This is a genomic window from Pseudomonas sp. LSJ-87, assembly GCF_032971465.1.
Taxonomy (GTDB): domain Bacteria; phylum Pseudomonadota; class Gammaproteobacteria; order Pseudomonadales; family Pseudomonadaceae; genus Aquipseudomonas; species Aquipseudomonas putida_Z.
Genome location: NZ_JAWJYQ010000021.1, coordinates 124,533 through 139,904 on the forward strand (window position 1 = coordinate 124,533; position 15,372 = coordinate 139,904).

Annotated in this window: 11 protein-coding genes; 2 read left to right on the forward strand and 9 right to left on the reverse strand. The window is 56.2% G+C overall.

All coding sequences use genetic code 11. The features are described 5' to 3' along the window. The first annotated feature begins 203 nt into the window (after positions 1-203). Positions 204-1,523: an OprD family porin gene (locus RYH74_RS13885; RefSeq protein WP_015268619.1), complete on the forward strand. Its 1,320-nt coding sequence runs from the start codon at positions 204-206 to the stop codon at positions 1,521-1,523. A 126-nt stretch (positions 1,524-1,649) separates the two neighbouring features. Here RYH74_RS13885 and RYH74_RS13890 read toward each other — a convergent pair whose 3' ends face one another. The 3 genes from RYH74_RS13890 to RYH74_RS13900 all read right to left on the reverse strand — a co-directional run bounded on the left by RYH74_RS13890 (position 1,650) and on the right by RYH74_RS13900 (position 5,646). Continuing rightward, positions 1,650-3,317, reverse strand: coding sequence for an FMN-binding glutamate synthase family protein (locus RYH74_RS13890; protein WP_317409576.1), 1,668 nt, complete (start codon positions 3,315-3,317; stop codon positions 1,650-1,652). 240 nt (positions 3,318-3,557) lie between these two features. Further along, on the reverse strand, positions 3,558-4,925 hold the full coding sequence (locus RYH74_RS13895) for an ATP-binding protein (protein ID WP_317409577.1): 1,368 nt from the start codon (positions 4,923-4,925) through the stop codon (positions 3,558-3,560). Between the two features lies 1 nt (position 4,926). Further along, the gene (locus RYH74_RS13900; protein WP_025337347.1) at positions 4,927-5,646 is read right to left on the reverse strand and encodes a response regulator; all 720 of its coding nucleotides are present in this window, start codon (positions 5,644-5,646) and stop codon (positions 4,927-4,929) included. Positions 5,647-5,786: 140 nt separating this feature from the next. On the opposite strand from RYH74_RS13900, the gene RYH74_RS13905 reads away from it, so the two are divergent. After that, positions 5,787-8,084 (forward strand): TonB-dependent siderophore receptor, encoded by a 2,298-nt coding sequence (locus tag RYH74_RS13905; protein ID WP_317409578.1) that lies wholly within the window; start codon positions 5,787-5,789, stop codon positions 8,082-8,084. A gap of 470 nt (positions 8,085-8,554) precedes the next feature. Here RYH74_RS13905 and RYH74_RS13910 read toward each other — a convergent pair whose 3' ends face one another. The 6 genes from RYH74_RS13910 to RYH74_RS13935 form a co-directional block, all read right to left on the reverse strand. Continuing rightward, on the reverse strand, positions 8,555-8,761 hold the full coding sequence (locus RYH74_RS13910) for a DUF3079 domain-containing protein (RefSeq protein ID WP_082810501.1): 207 nt from the start codon (positions 8,759-8,761) through the stop codon (positions 8,555-8,557). Positions 8,762-8,886: 125 nt separating this feature from the next. Beyond that, entirely contained in the window at positions 8,887-9,519 is a 633-nt protein-coding gene (locus RYH74_RS13915) for a hypothetical protein (protein ID WP_317409579.1), read from the reverse strand. Then, positions 9,494-10,075 (reverse strand): DUF6036 family nucleotidyltransferase, encoded by a 582-nt coding sequence (locus RYH74_RS13920; RefSeq protein WP_317409580.1) that lies wholly within the window; start codon positions 10,073-10,075, stop codon positions 9,494-9,496. Before RYH74_RS13920 ends, RYH74_RS13915 begins: the two co-directional genes overlap by 26 nt. A 174-nt stretch (positions 10,076-10,249) precedes the next feature. Beyond that, the gene (locus tag RYH74_RS13925; RefSeq protein WP_317409582.1) at positions 10,250-10,573 is read right to left on the reverse strand and encodes a helix-turn-helix transcriptional regulator; all 324 of its coding nucleotides are present in this window, start codon (positions 10,571-10,573) and stop codon (positions 10,250-10,252) included. Positions 10,574-11,096: 523 nt separating this feature from the next. Beyond that, positions 11,097-12,863, reverse strand: a complete 1,767-nt coding sequence (locus tag RYH74_RS13930; protein WP_317409583.1) for an ATP-dependent helicase — start codon at positions 12,861-12,863, stop codon at positions 11,097-11,099. A gap of 3 nt (positions 12,864-12,866) precedes the next feature. Further along, positions 12,867-15,008 carry an ATP-dependent nuclease gene (locus RYH74_RS13935; protein ID WP_202675734.1) on the reverse strand — a complete coding sequence of 714 codons (2,142 nt, stop codon included), beginning with the start codon at positions 15,006-15,008 and terminating at the stop codon, positions 12,867-12,869. Positions 15,009-15,372: the final 364 nt, after the last annotated feature.

Consider the following 15,372-nt stretch of genomic DNA (forward strand, 5'->3'; position numbering starts at 1 on the left):
TTTTTGACATTTGTAATCGCACACGGCTAGGATTCGGCCAACGCCTGCTGGCCATGATCTTGGCCATGCTGCTGCCAGAGGCCGCCGTGTGATTACCGGCAGGCCTTCCAGTCTGGATCCGCATAGCGTCGAACCTACGAAGGGGCGTTGGTTCCTGGCGTCATATTGCAGAGCGTTTTTGATTAAGAAATAAGGAAAACAACATGTTGAAAACCAGGATCAGCCTGGTCGCCCTGGCGATGATCGCCGCGACCCAGGCACAGGCCAATGATCAGGCCGACAGCAAAGGCTTCATCGAGGACAGCCACGCCAACGTCCTGCTGCGTAACGCTTACATCAATCGTGACAAGAAGCACGGCACCGACGACCAGATCGAATGGGGCCAGGGCGTCATCGCCAACTTCTCCTCCGGCTTCACCCAGGGCACCGTCGGTGTCGGTGTCGATGCATTCGGCCTGTACGCCGTGCGTCTGGACGGCGGCAAGGGCCACAACGGTGGCGCCGGTGTCGACTTCTTCAAGCCTTCGGACTTCAAGGACGAGAACGGCAACGCCAACTCGCCGCACAACCTGGCCCGTGGTGGCGCTGCAGTGAAGTTCCGCATCTCCAACACCGTGCTCAAGTACGGTGACCAGATGCCGGCACTGCCAGTATTGCAGTACGACGACGCCCGTCTGCTGCCAGAAAGCTTCACCGGTACCCTGATCACCTCCAAAGAGATCCAGGGCCTGGAACTGAACGCCGGCCGCTTCACCCAGGAAGCGCGCAAGAGCGCCGAGCGCCGTGACGGTGGTGGCCTGAAGTCGATCAACGTCCTTGGTGGTAGCTACAAGTTCACCGACAACTTCACCGCTTCGCTGTACACCGCCGACAACGAAGACGTGATGAAGAAGCACTACCTGGGCCTGAACTACGTCTTCCCGATCGCCAACGACCAGTCCCTGACCCTGGACTTCAACGGCTACAAGTCGGACATCGACAACAAGTTCGTCAAGAGCGCCAAACTCAACGGCGACTCCAACACCATCTGGAGCCTGGCAGCTACCTACGCGTTCGGTGCGCACTCGTTCACCATCGCCCACCAGCGCAGCACCGGCAGCACCGGCTACAACTACGGCTGGTACCAGAACGAGGGTGGCGTGGGTGACGGTGGTTCGACCATCTACCTGGCCAACTCGTACTGGTCCGACTTCAACGCCGAAGACGAGCGCTCCTGGCAGCTGGGCTACGGCCTGGACTTCGGTGCCTACGGCATCCCTGGCCTGACCTACAAGCTGGCCTACGTGGTGGGTGACAACATCAACACCCGCAACGTCGACAACCCGCAGGGCTTCGGTGAAGGTAAAGAACGCGAGATCTTCAACCAGATCCGTTACGTGGTGCAGGACGGCCCGGCCAAGGACCTGTCGATCAAGCTGCGTAGCTCGTTCGTGCGTACCAACAACGCCGTGCAGCAGAACGGTTACAACGACGACGGCAACGAAGTCCGCGTATTCGTCGAGTACCCGATCAGCATCTTCTGATCCTGATCTGATGGCCTAGGGGCTGCTTTGCAGCCCATCGCGACACAAGGCCGCTCCTACATGAGATGGCGTACTCCTGTAGGAGCGGCCTTGTGTCGCGAAAGGGCCGCAAAGCGGCCCCGGCTTTCACGCCGTCTCCACCACTTCCCTGCGCCGCACCCCAGCAACCTTCATCTCTCCCTCCCCAGTCTCCGGCGCAAAGCTGTCACTACGCGCCATCCGCCACATCCGCGCATAAAACTCGCTTTCAATCGAGCCACTGAGCAATTCGCCCGGCTTGAGGAACGTGTGCAGGTCCGAGAACAGCCCGATTTCGCTAGGGCTGATACGCCGCGCCAGGTGCTTGGGCTTGAGCTCCGAAGGGTGTTCCAGGCCTGCGGCAGCCAACATTTCGGCCAACGTATGCAGCGTGTTGCGGTGGAAGCTTGCCACCCGCTCGGCCTTGTCCGGCACCACCAGGGCGCGCTGGCGCAGCGGGTCTTGCGTGGCCACGCCAGTCGGGCATTTGTTGGTATGGCAGCTCTGCGACTGGATGCAGCCAATGGCGAACATGAAGCCGCGCGCGGAGTTGACCCAGTCCGCCCCGATGGCCAGCACGCTGGCGATGTCGAAGGCGCTGACGATCTTGCCTGCCGCGCCAATGCGGATACTGGCGCGCAGGTTCAGGCCGACCAGGGTGTTGTGCACGAACATCAGGCCCTCGCGCATCGGCACGCCCATGTTGTCGCTGAACTCGCGTGGCGCCGCACCGGTGCCGCCTTCCTTGCCATCGACGACGATGAAGTCCGGAGTGATGCCAGTGGCCAGCATGGCCTTGGCAATGCCCATGAACTCCCAAGGGTGGCCCAGGCAGAATTTGAACCCCACCGGCTTGCCGCCCGACAGCTCACGCAGGCTGGCAACGAACTGCAGCAACTCGACCGGGGTACGGAAGGCACTGTGCGCCGCCGGCGAGATGCAATCCTCGCCCACGCGCACGCCACGGGTTGCGGCAATTTCGGGGCTGACCTTGTGCCCCGGCAGGATGCCGCCGTGGCCCGGCTTGGCGCCCTGGCTGAGCTTGATCTCGATCATCTTCACCTGCGGCGAGCGCGCCTGCTCGGCGAAGCGCTGCGGGTCGAAGCGGCCGTCCTCGGTGCGGCAGCCGAAGTAGCCACTGCCGATTTCCCAGATCAGGTCACCGCCATGTTCGCGGTGGTACGGGCTGATGCTGCCTTCGCCGGTGTCATGGGCAAAACGGCCCATGCGTGCACCGCGGTTCAGGGCAGCGATGGCGTTGGCACTGAGGGCGCCGAAGCTCATGGCCGAGATATTGAAGATCGATGCCGAGTAGGGCAGGCGGCATTGCGGCCCGCCAATGGCGATGCGGAACGATGCCGGGTCTGGCGTGGCCACTGGCAGCATGGAATGGCTGATGAACTCGAAGCCGGGCTTGTAGGCATCGTTGAGGGTGCCGAAGGCCTTCTCGGCGCTTTCGTTCTTGGCCCGGGCGTAGACCAGCGAACGCTGCGAGCGGGAGAACGGCAGCTTGTCGTCGTCGCCCTCGATCAGGTACTGGCGGATTTCCGGGCGGATGGTTTCGATCAGGTAGCGGATGTTGCCCAGGATCGGGTAGTTGCGGCGCACGGCGTGGTGGCTTTGCCGCAGGTCGTTCAGGCCGACCAGGCTGAGCAGCGCGGTGATCAATATGAACGGCCACAGCCAGGCATGCTGGGGTAGCAGCGGCAGGCTGGCGAAGTTGAACAGCAGGCAGAGGGCGAGGCAGGCGTAGCGGCTGGGTAGAGAGTGTTTCATGGGTCCATCGCAGGCAGGATGACCGGGCATAGGATAGGCAAAGGCGGGGAGGGGAAAACCTGGGTAAACGGTAAAAGACTGTTACCTGAATGTTGTTGTGTTGCCTGTGCTGGCCTCATCGCCGGCAAGCCGGCTCCCACCTCGACCGCACCGATTTCAAGCCATGCGCAGTACCTGTGGGAGCTGGCTTGCCGGCGATGAGGCCCGTACAGGCGGTACAGTTCCTCCCCCGCAAAAGTGTTAGCGAGGCAACAACACGCTGACCCGCAACCCACCCCCCTCGCGGTTCGCCAGCAGCAACTCGCCCCCATGGCTGGCAGCAATCCGCTGGGCGATGCTCAACCCCAGCCCATACCCCCCGGACGCCTGGTTGCGCGACCCTTCACCACGCACGAACGGGTCGATGATGGTCGCCAGCAGGCCCGGCGCAATCCCCGGGCCGCGGTCATCGATATGGATGAGCACCCCCGTGGTCGCCTGCTCCAGCGTGACCGAAACCTCCTTGGCGTAACGCAACGCATTGACCAGCAGGTTCTGCAGGCAGCGCTGCAGCAGCAGGGCATCGACCCGCAGGCTACCCGCCTGGCCATGCACCGGCAGTGGCTCTTCGGCGGTGGCCAACTCCGCGCACTGGCGCACCACCAGCCGGTCCAGGTCTACCTGCTGCAAGTTCTGCTGCTCCCCCGCGCGCAGGTAATCGAGCACCTGGCCGATCATGTTGTCCATCTGCGCGATGTTCTGCCGCAGGCGTTGCCGGTTTTCGTCGTCCGGCAGGCGCTCCAGGCGCAGGCGCATGCGCGTCAGCGGGGTGCGCAGGTCGTGGGATACGGCGGCCAGGAAGTAGGCCTTGTCGTTGACCATCGCGATCAGCCGCTGCTGCATGGCGTTGAAGGCCTGGGCCGCCTGGCGCACTTCCTCCGGGCCATCCAGCGCCAAGGGTGGCTGCTCGAGGTTGCTACCCAGGCCGCGCGCGGCATCGGCCAGGCGCCGCAGCGGGCGCAGGCACAGGCGCACGGCTATCAGGCACACCAGCAAAACCGCGACGATGCGCAGCGCGTACACCCGCAACAGGTAATCGCTGATCAGCACCCAGGCCGACTCGCCGCTCCAGCCTTGCAGTTCCTGGCCCTCGATGGTCAGCCAGTGCCCATCGGCCAACGGCACCGCGAACTGCAGATGCGCCTGGGCCGTGCGCAGGCCGAACAGGCTGCGCCAGACGATCGGCTGGCCCTGTTCGTCGGTCAATTGCACCTTCATCAGGCGCACGTCCTGGGCATGCCCCAATTCGTACTCGAGGGCCTGGTGCAGCAACAGCTCGACACGCCTGCGCCCGCGGCGCTCGTCCTGCACCGGCGTGGGCAGGGCTTCACTGCAACGCAGTTGGTAATGCGCAGGCGCCTGCAGTGCACCGGCACCGCAGTCGGCCTGAGCGATCAACGGCGCGCTGCGTGCGGCAATCAGCCGGACAGGGGCCTCGAGAACCTGGGCGAAACGCACATCGAACCAGATGCTGCTGGACATCAACTGGATCAGCACGGTGCCGCTGACCATTATCAGCAGCAACTGGCCGAACAACGTGCGTGGCCACAGCCGGCGCAGCCAGCGCATGTCAGGTATCGGCCCCGTTGGCGGCGATGCTCAGCAAATAGCCTTCGTTGCGGATAGTGAGAATTTGCGCGGCACCCGCCGGCGCGTGGCGCAGATGCTGGCGTAGGCGGCTGACGCACATGTCCACCGAACGGTCGTCGGGCAGGTGGTCGCGGCCGAACGCACTGCGCGTCAGCTGGTCGCGGGACACCACGCGGTTGTTGGCTTCCAGCAGTTCGCGCAGTACGCGGTAGTCGGAGCGGGGCAGGGTCAGGGTCTCTCCATCGGGGCGGGTGAGCAGGCGCTTCACGTGTTCCAGGCGGAAGCCGGCGAACAGCTGGGCATCTTCTACCGGCTCTTCGGCGGGGGCATCCAGGCGTTGCGGACGACGCAGCACGGCCTTGATCCGAGCGATCAGCTCGCGTGGCTCGAAGGGCTTGGCCAGGTAGTCATCGGCACCCACCTCCAGGCCGATGATGCGGTCCAGCGTGCTGCCCTTGGCCGACAGCATGATCACCGCCAGCCCCGGCGTGGCTTGCAGCTGGCGGCACAGGCTCAGGCCGTCTTCGCCCGGCAGCATCAGGTCCAGCACCACCAGCTCCACCTTGTGCCGGGCCAGTTGTTCGCGCATCTGCTCGCCGTCAGCCGCTGCCAGCACGTTATAGCCGGCATCTGTCAGGTAATCACAAAGAAGTTCGCGGATCTCGTCGTCATCGTCGACAACAAGCAAAGTTGTGCTCATGCAGATAAACACCTGTTCGGTGAGGGCCGGTGGCGCTCGTTACGTTCGATTACATCCCCGTACAAGCCGGGTCTGGAGCCCGGGGGGCCGATCCCTAGAATCCTAACAAAAAATCATCTGCAAATACGAAGCCTTCCCAAATGAACTCCGAGAGCACACCGAACGCCTTCCCCTCCATCAGCCGAGGCGGCACGCGCCTCAAACCGCTGGCCCTGTTCATTGCCGTGGCCGTCAGCGGTGGCGCGATGGCTGCCGACAGCAAGCCCCTGGAACTGGAGGCCACGCAGATCGAAGACAGCGCCCTGCTGCCTGCCGACGAAGCTGGTCAGCTGGGTTACACCGTCGAAAGCACCCGCAGCTCCACCGGCCTGGCCCTGACGCCGCGCCAGACGCCGCAGTCGGTCACCACCATTACCCGCCAGCAGATGGATGACCGCGACATCCACACCATCGAGCAAGCGCTGGAAACCACCCCGGGTGTGACCGCGAGCAAGTCCGAAGTGGGCGGGCGTACCGACTACCGTGCCCGTGGTTACTCGATCAGCAACTGGAAGGTCGATGGCCTGCAGTTTCAGGGCGGCTCGGACTTCAGTGGCGGCGGCAACGCACTGAACATGGACCTGTACGAGCGCATCGACATCGTGCGCGGCGCCAACGGCCTGCTGGGCGGTACCGGCGACCCGTCGGCCACCGTCAACCTGATCCGCAAGGCACCGACCAGGACGTTCGGCGGTAGCGCCTATGCCACCTACGGCAGCTGGGACAAGCGCCGCCTGGGCGCCGACCTCAACCTGCCGCTGTCCGAAGACGGCCGCCTGCGTTCGCGCTTCGTGATGACCCAGCAGGACGCCAACTCATTCCGCGACAACCAGTCCGAGCGCTCCCGCGCCGCGCTGGCCAATTTCGAGTTCGACCTGGACGACGCCACCACCCTTGGTGCCGGCTACCAGTACGAGTACAACAAGATTGTTGGCGGTGGCTGGGGTGCGAACATCCCGATCTGGTACAGCGATGGCAGCAAGACCGACCTGCCGCGCAGCACCAACGTGGTACCCAGCTGGAGCTTTGGCGAGTACACCACCCGCACCGCGTTCGGCTCGCTGGAGCACCGCTTCGACAACGACTGGACGCTGAACCTGAAAGCCGCCCAGAGCACCGCCGAAACCCTCAACCACCGCGGCCTGGCCAAGGTCAACTCGGCGGGCCGTGGCAGCTACGGCGGCTACTGGGACCAGGATGGCAGCGGCGCCGTGCTCAACGGTCTGCACAGCTCCACCGACACCACCCAGCAGTCGGCGCAGATCGACCTGTCCGGCCCGTTCCAGCTGTTCGGCCGTACCCACCAGGCGATGGTTGGCTACAACGACAGCCGCACCGTGGCCTGGTCGCCGGAATACACCTGCACCATGGTTGGCGACGGCATGGCCAGTGCGCCTGCGCTGGGTTGCCAGTTCCGCGCCAACAACGGCTTCCCGCTGACCGACTGGCGCAATGGCGTCGATGACGACTACAACATCATCGCCTCGCGCACCGGCCGCCACAGCAAGACCACCACCCGCCTGCAGGGCATGTACGCGGCAACCCGCCTGAGCATCACCGACCCACTGTCGGTCATCCTCGGCGTGCGCACCAGCAACTACTCGGCCACCACCCGCAGCGTGACTGGCGCACGTACCAGCCAGGAAGAGAACGGCATCGTCACCCCGTACCTGGGCGCCGTGTACGACCTCAACGACAACTACTCACTGTATGCTAGCTACACCGACATCTTCACCCCGCAAACCGCTGAAACCAGCAGCGGCAGCAAGGTCGAGCCGATTCGCGGGCAAAGCTACGAGACGGGTATCAAGGGAGAGTGGTTCGATGGCCGCCTGAATGCTTCGGCGGCGTACTTCCGCACCAAGCAGGAAAACAAGGCAGTGCTCGACGGCGACCTGACCACCCCGACCGGTGGCGACGCCTACAAAGCCGGTTCCGGCCAGGAAACCGACGGTATCGACCTGGAAATCGCCGGCGCCCTGACCCCCAGCTGGAACCTGTATGCCGGCTACACCTACCTGCACTTCCGCCGCGTCGACAGCGACGGCCGCAGCGACCCATCGCACCTGTTCAAGGCCTCGACCACCTACCGCCTTTCCGGCCCGCTCGACCGCCTGACCCTGGGCGCCGGGGTTACTGCCCAGAGCAACATCCGCGCAGTCTCCAGCCCGGCAGGCCAGCCGAGCAATGGTGTGAGCACCGGTGCCACTGACGTGAATTGGTCCGGTTATGCCATCTGGAATGCCATGGCCAAGTACCAGCTGACCGACGACACCAGCGTCAGCCTCAACGCCAACAACCTGTTCGACAAGCACTACTACACCCGCTACGGGTTCTATGCCGGGGCGATTTATGGTGACCCACGCAACCTGTCGCTGACGGTCAGCACAGCGTTCTGATCAACCGCACCTGGGGCTGTTGCGCAGCCCATCGCCGGCAAACCGGGCTCCCACAGGTACAGCGCACACCTTGAGCCCGGCGCTCCCCGTTGGTAGCAACTGCCTTGCTCAATTTCTAACAGGTGGCGCGATCCCTGTGGGAGCGGGCGCGCCCGCGAACACGGGCGAAGCCCGTGCCATCCACCGCAGCACCTGATTCGCTGGGTCGGCGCCAGGCTCAAACCATGCGCTGTACCTGTGGTAGATGGCCCAGCCCTTTGGGCTACGCTGTCGCGTAGATAACTGAAATTGCAAGCAATCCGCGTACCCTGTGGGAGCGGCTTTAGCCGCGAAGAATCCAACGCGGTGTATGGCACCGGCTGCGCCGGTGTTCGCGGCTAAAGCCCACAGGGCCCCTGCTAATTCAATGAGTTATCTGCAGTTCTATGAGAGCCCGGCTTGCCGGCTATGGGCCACAAAGCTGCCCTATTTTACCTAGGGCCAGTCTCTTGCTGGCGATCAACCGACTTCTCCAGCCGGTCTTCGAAACTATCCCAGTCCTCACCAAACAGTTCCACCGGGTGCATGGTCCGGCTCGCGCCATTGCCACAGGCCAACGCCTTGGCCGGGCAATACAGGTCGCAGCCCCAGCAGATGCGCTCCGGGTGGCTGGGGTTTGTGGGGAATTTCTTGGCCATGGTTTCCTTCCCTCAAGTGCTGACGGATCTCAGGCTATGCTGCGTGCCTGCGTCAGGCTTGATTGAGATCAATCTTGGGGAGGAGTACAGCCACTACAAACCTCAACTGACCCAACATTACCGTATCAGTGGTGAGGGGGACGCGTTGCCAATTGGGCATAGCCGTTCGGCAGATGGTGGGCATCTACAAAGTGCCGGGTTTGCAGTTCTAGCACCATGTTCATCAGACTGGATACGGGCTCAGCCACGCCCCAGGTAGCAGCAACCTTGTCGTAACGGTTTACCGCTTGCGCCTTTTCTACCTGTTTGCCATTCAGATCTTGAGCCAGGTCCTTCCAGCGGGTGACCAGCTTCTTCATCTGCTCGGCTTGTTCCGGCTTCATGCATGGAAAACGGCGAAGCCGGTCAACCAGATACATCAGGCGCCGCTTCCTTACGGGGGCGAGCCTTGGCATGTTCAAGCGATTTTCCAGTGCTTCGCGCATATCCTCGTTTCTGTACCAGAAGAGGAGAGCGAAGGTCTCGGCAACGGCCTTGTCGAGCTTGTCCAGCGAGGTTTTTGTAGCTTGAACGACCAGGTGCTCGAGTGCCTGACGGGCATGTTGATCAGAGGGGGGCATGTCAGAGGACACAAGCGCCCAGAGTTTTTCTAGCGAGTAATCGAGCGGGGAGGTGTCGCAATGCCGGGCCCCATGCGCCGTATTCGAGGGCACAGTCATCGCCTTACTGGTACTACTGGCCCCACTCTCGCGCTTCATCGAGAATCAACCTCAGGCAGCTGGTTACGGTGCTTCTATCACAGGGGTAATAGTCGATTGCCTCCTTGGCAAGCCTATCAAATTCCTTGAGATTCAGCTTGCCTGACCTGATAAGCAGATTGATGTCATCCTGGTCGCGTTCGGTGAATCTCCCGAGTTTTGAAATGGCGAGGTCGATCGGGTGAGCTATGAAAACCTGTAAAGGAGAGCACTCCTGGCCGGGAAGGAGGATTGCCCGCGCATCGTAGTCTTCATGCAAGGGGCATAGCGAGTTGTTGAATTGCTGGTCGAACACGACGGACAGGTCCAGACCATCCTGCTCGTAGTCTTCCGGCGCGGCATAAACTGCCCTTATTTCGTCCCTGAGCAGGTGTTCGCTGGCCTGAATCTCCGCATCGATATCCGCACTACCGCGGGCATTCGTCAGCATGTGCAAGGCGCACCCGCCAAAGACATAGATCTTGACTGTTCCCGAACGCCGCCCAGACAGTAGAGGCAAGGCTCTGTCGAAGAGCTGGCGCACGGCCTGCGCCAAAGGGGTTTGCAGGTGCAGCATGAGGCAGGGCTCCAGAGGTTGGCAGGGCACTTTACTCACGGATGGCGCAAAAGTTGTTTCGTTGAAACATCGCTTTGCAAAAAGCAGAGTTGTGGCCCTTTAGCACGCTGTGCGTAGGCCCTGCGCTACGTCTTTATTGCTCAAACACGAGCTGCAAGAAATGGGGTACAGGGTTTAGCTGCCAGGCGCTTGAGTGATCACGATCTGCGGCGGTGAACCGGCATCGTTCGAGGGCAGGGTGAGGCTTGTGCGAAAGCCGAGCTTGTCGAGCATGTCAATCATGGCATCGAGGGTGAACTTCTCGATCTTGCCATTTGCAAGCTCGGATATTCGGGATTGGGTTACGTTCAGCCTGATCGCAGCATCATGCTGCTTGAGGCCCATTTTTTTGATGCAGTCCGTGATGAAAATGGACAGGTCCATTTTCAAGGCCATTTTGCTGGCCGTGTCTGCATCGTGGGTGGCGTGGGAAGGGCTTTCGTGGAATTGAAGCGCCATCGGCTTGCCTCAGCAGGAATACCTAAAATTTACGATAAATCGTGGCGGGGCCAGGTGGGCGAGTCAAAGCGCTTATGTTGGAAGACGTGTCTGGTCTCTGGCTGCGCTCTTCTTTGGGATCGTTGGGGGCCGCTGCGCAGCCCATCGCAGGCAAGCCAGCTCCTACACCGACCGCATCGACCTCAAGGCCAAGGCTGATGTGGTTGGGCGATCCTGAAAACAAAAAAGGCCCACCTTTCGGTGAGCCTTTTTTGATACTGCGTATGGTGCGGCACCAGGAGTCGAAGTAAATCATAATTTTTTGATTCTTATGGAATTTATTCCTGAGAGTTTTTTTCTCTATCTCTTAAACTACCCTTTGATGCCAAATTAAGCTGTCTCTTGTCTAGGCCGGCTGTTGGATTCTGAATTTTTTCCAGCGATATCTTGATTGGTTTTTGTGTTGTATCTGAAATGGCTTATTGCTTTCAAGCACCCCGAAAAATTCAGGGGCTGTAGTTGATGCCTTGCTTGTTTTGTTTGCCTATAACTTTAGTTTCGATGCTGCGATGCTTAACTGTTTCGTCGGGATGTACTCATTTCTTGTAGTGGTGTAAATGCCTTTTTCGGAGAATAAATACAGAGCGGACTTGGCTCTCGAAGATATCACGTACAACAGTCGTCTTGCCATGTAAGCGGAGTAGCTCGGGCTCTTGCGAATTATTTCATCCCAGTGAGGTATTTTGCCTTCTAATAGGCCGGCGCATATAACAACTTCGTATTCGTCACCCTTGGTTGAATGGCATGTGGTTATTTTAATGCCTGTAGATTCGTTGAAGTATTTAGAAATATTACTTGGGTCTCTGTCTATGCCGTCTTTATTTATACGTTTTTCAGTCGCTTTCACTAGTGACTCATATTGCTCAAGAAGTCCCCTGTGGTTTTCTATCGATATGTTCAGGGCTGAGCAGAAAGCTTTGGTTAGCGATTGGATGTGCCCAATGATGTCGGGCTCGTTGATAATAATTTTGTTAGAGGATTTGAGCAGTGACCGGGCATTAAGGTTTTCGTTCATGGTTACCGATATTTCTTGCAGGTCCAGAAGTATCTCACTGGCAAGTCGGGCTCTCCTGTTATAGTTTTTGTTGCTTGTATTTATGTTGTGCAATCTGATTAATTTATACCATATGTTTTCATGGCAGTGCGGTATTGGAGATAATCCCGGTGCGTCAAAGGGAATGTTTGGAAGGATCTTAGAAATTGCTCTACCTAGAGAAGTTACCTCGTACCATTGGGGGTGTAGTATTGCAATTTCGCTTGGTGAGACTCCAAGTGATAGGTGCTTTTGTACAATTTTGCTAATTGAGTTCGGCAAGTCGTCTCTAGTGGTGATTCTGTCATATGACAATGTTTCCAGCGGGAAATTATTATTTTGGAGGGATCTAATGATGATGCTGTTATCTTGGAACTCAGAGTAAAAGTCTATAATTTGCTGTTTTGATCTGAAACATCCCGAGAGCGTCATTTCCTTTATGGTTTTTAGGGAGAACTCTTTGCATATCTCAATGCCATTTTTTACTACTGCACCTAGCCCTGTGTAAATTGCTTGGTCTACGTCTCCGATCAAACATACTTTAGTATTTCCGTGTTTTAGAATTTCCCGCATTATGTCATATTGAGTTTGGTTTGTGTCCTGATACTCGTCGATGAATATTGAGTCAAACAGGTACGACAATCTGTGGCCTATTGAAGGATGACTGTTCAAAATTTCTGCAGCTGTGCTAAGTATCAGATCGAAATCAATCAGCTTGTATGTTGAAAGATGGCTGTGGTACAACTCAGCTGCGCGAATGGATTCGGGACTTAGTCCGATAGTTTGAATTGTTCCATCAGGGTTTAATTTTGTATTTATTTTGTCGTAACTTTTGAGATTTAGCTTTGCTCTAATAGAATCAAGTATGTCTTGGCATTCATACTGATCGAGTAACCTATACCCCTTGCAAGTTCGGGCTGAGTGGCCCCGGTATGGCTTTATTATCCACTCTAGACAAAACGAGTGGATAGTTCCTACCCAGAGATTATCTGATGGGATTGAAAATGCGTCCAGCCGATCAATGATTGTGTCTGCAGCTATGTTCGTATATGTAATGGCGACGAGTATTTTCTTGCGAAGATCATAAGTCTGTAATTTGTGGGCAATTTTTGCTACTAAAGTCTTGGTTTTTCCGCTTCCTGGACATGCAGTAAGCAAAAGGTTGTCGTCGTATGTGGCGGCAGTATACTGCTCTTTTGTGAGGTTTCTGAGAGGCATAGTTTACCCTCGAATCAAAACTGCGACTGGGTCATATGTAAAGTGGTTTGCAAATGTGGAAGAGGTGCCATTTTGGCTTAAGTCTCCCACAGATGTACGGTGCTTCTCATAGTTCTTCAATGTGTCGCCAGACTTATAGAATTCAAGCCTGTAAGAGATCATTTTTTGCCATATTTCTTCGGTGGCGTGACCCCGCAAAACATGGTGTAGAGCGTTAAGTATATATGTCGGCAGATAAAGGCAAGGATGAGATTTTTCAGATAAAAGCAGGGCGAACCACCCTTTGCCGACTTTATTAGCAAGCTTTAATATGTAGTGATTTCGTATAGACTCATCAGAGGATGTTAGATGCTTCTCGTAAGCAGTTATGAATGCCTTTCGTTCGTAAATTAAGGGCAGTACTGAGGTGAAAAGAGCCATGTTGTTAGGGTAAATTGCCGCCGCGTTTATTAATTCTGTCTCGAAAGTATTTTTTGCATAGAATGCGCGCGTGTATAAATTCCCTGCTAAGGACGAGTTTAGCTCGTTCTGCCTTTGCAGGCCGTCTCTGTCAGCAGCAATCAAGTGATCTATATCTTTCTTGTTTGCATATGAGTTCGGCGTTGTTAAGTATGCCTCATCCCTGTCAGTCAATATCGCGCAGTATGTGCGTAGTCGATCTTGATGAAAGAGATGTGAGACGTGCTTGAAAACCGTGCCGCCCATACTTACTAAGCTAATCCCAAGTTCATCAAGTGATATGCCAGTGATTTTCTTGATTAAAGTTGGTATTAGTATTTGCTCTGCTTCGCCTTCTACTAGGATAACTCCCTTGGCAAAAAGCAGAGTGCTCCTGATAGCGTCTAGGTAACGTTCAATTCGCGAAATATCACGCGGCTCTAGGCCATTCGATGGCTGATACACTTCGGATTTTGATTGCTTCCTCGATAATACGTTGACAGCAGAAATTTTCGAAACGGAACTTATCTGTGAAGAGTGGGTAGAGATGAATACTTGAGTGTTTATATGGCTGACGTTTGAGAATAATGTTTTTTTGATATGGGTATGAATATGTGCTTCTGGTTCTTCAATGAGTAAGAAGTGAGCTATTTTGTTATTTGAATCAACTTGTGCCTCGTATTCGTATAGCTTTAGTGCAAGATAGATTAAGTTGGCACCTCCCAAGCTTAGATCCTCTAACTTCCCAGAGCCTAAGTACCCGCTGCTATCTTCGACCAACAGTCCAAGAGATTTTATTAGCTCTTCAAAGTCTTCAGGTAGATTAGAAGATATCTCTAGTGTAGGAGAGTAAGTATGGCCCACTGCGCCAAGCAAGGTTTTTCGAATTTTCGCACTTAAAGACTGTATTTCGGCTAAGCCTGAAATAGTGGTGTTAACATCTTTGACTTTTGCAGTTATTAAGTGAGAGTTGGCAATTGTTTTGCTTTGTTTTGATAGGAGCTTTACAAGTGGGTTGCTGTTTGTGTACTTCATATCCGCAACAACGTTGCGTAATGCCTTGACATATGTACATGAGATTTCCCGTATCAGGGAAAAGTGTGGTGGTCTAATGTTCCCTATTATTGAGGAGTCTTCACTCTCAGGATCTGGGAAGATATAATTTGTAAAGTCTCCAGCGGTGGAGTTATAGACTGCGTCAGAAATTAAATCAGCTGCGGTTCTCGTGAATGCTGTGATCTCGTAATATTCCCGGTCAATACTGATGGTGCTCAAATACTCTGTAATAGCTTGTTTTCGGCTATTAAAATCAGTGATGGCTGATGTAATGTCGAAGAGCTTTTGGCGAATATGCTTTTTTGGTCTGTATACAAAAGTATATGTCCCCTTTGTGTTCTCGCCTCCAGGTAGCAGACTATGATTGGCGAGTACAAGGTCTTCATCAGAATCACCCAGGCCAGCAAATTGCAAAGCAATTATTATCCAGTGGCCAGCGGGTGATCCTAGCCCTCTATAAAAATCTGAGCTAGTCAACTGGCGCGCATTCATCGGCAAGTTTTCATCAAGTACTAAGCGCATTGCATAGAATAAATTAGTTTTGCCTGCCGCATTTTCTCCTATTAAAGTATTGACTTCGTCTTTTATGAACTTAAATTTAGCTGATTCGAAGTTTCTGAAATTTTTAATTCCTATTTCTGTTATGTGCATCTTTAGTCCTTTATATGCGTTGAATGTGCTGCTTTAACTATGTAGGCGCTAGCTTATCATTTGATTTAGTGACAATTGTGCGTTTGATAAGCGGCTGATGTCATGGTGACACTATTTCCTATTCTGCCTTTGGTCAAGCTCTTGTTGCGGCTGAGCCTTACCCAGCTTCTTCCCGAGCCGCCACGATTTTGGTTTTAAGGCATAGCGCTAGTTGACCTTGATGGTGCCTAACCCAACTGCTTTGACCAGTGGTCTCATGCAGCTGTGCGGGATGAGGGGGGAAGCGGATGCACCGATTAATACCGATCATAGCGACGGACAAATCTACTCGGTTATCAATTTAATACCCATGACCTCCCCAGTC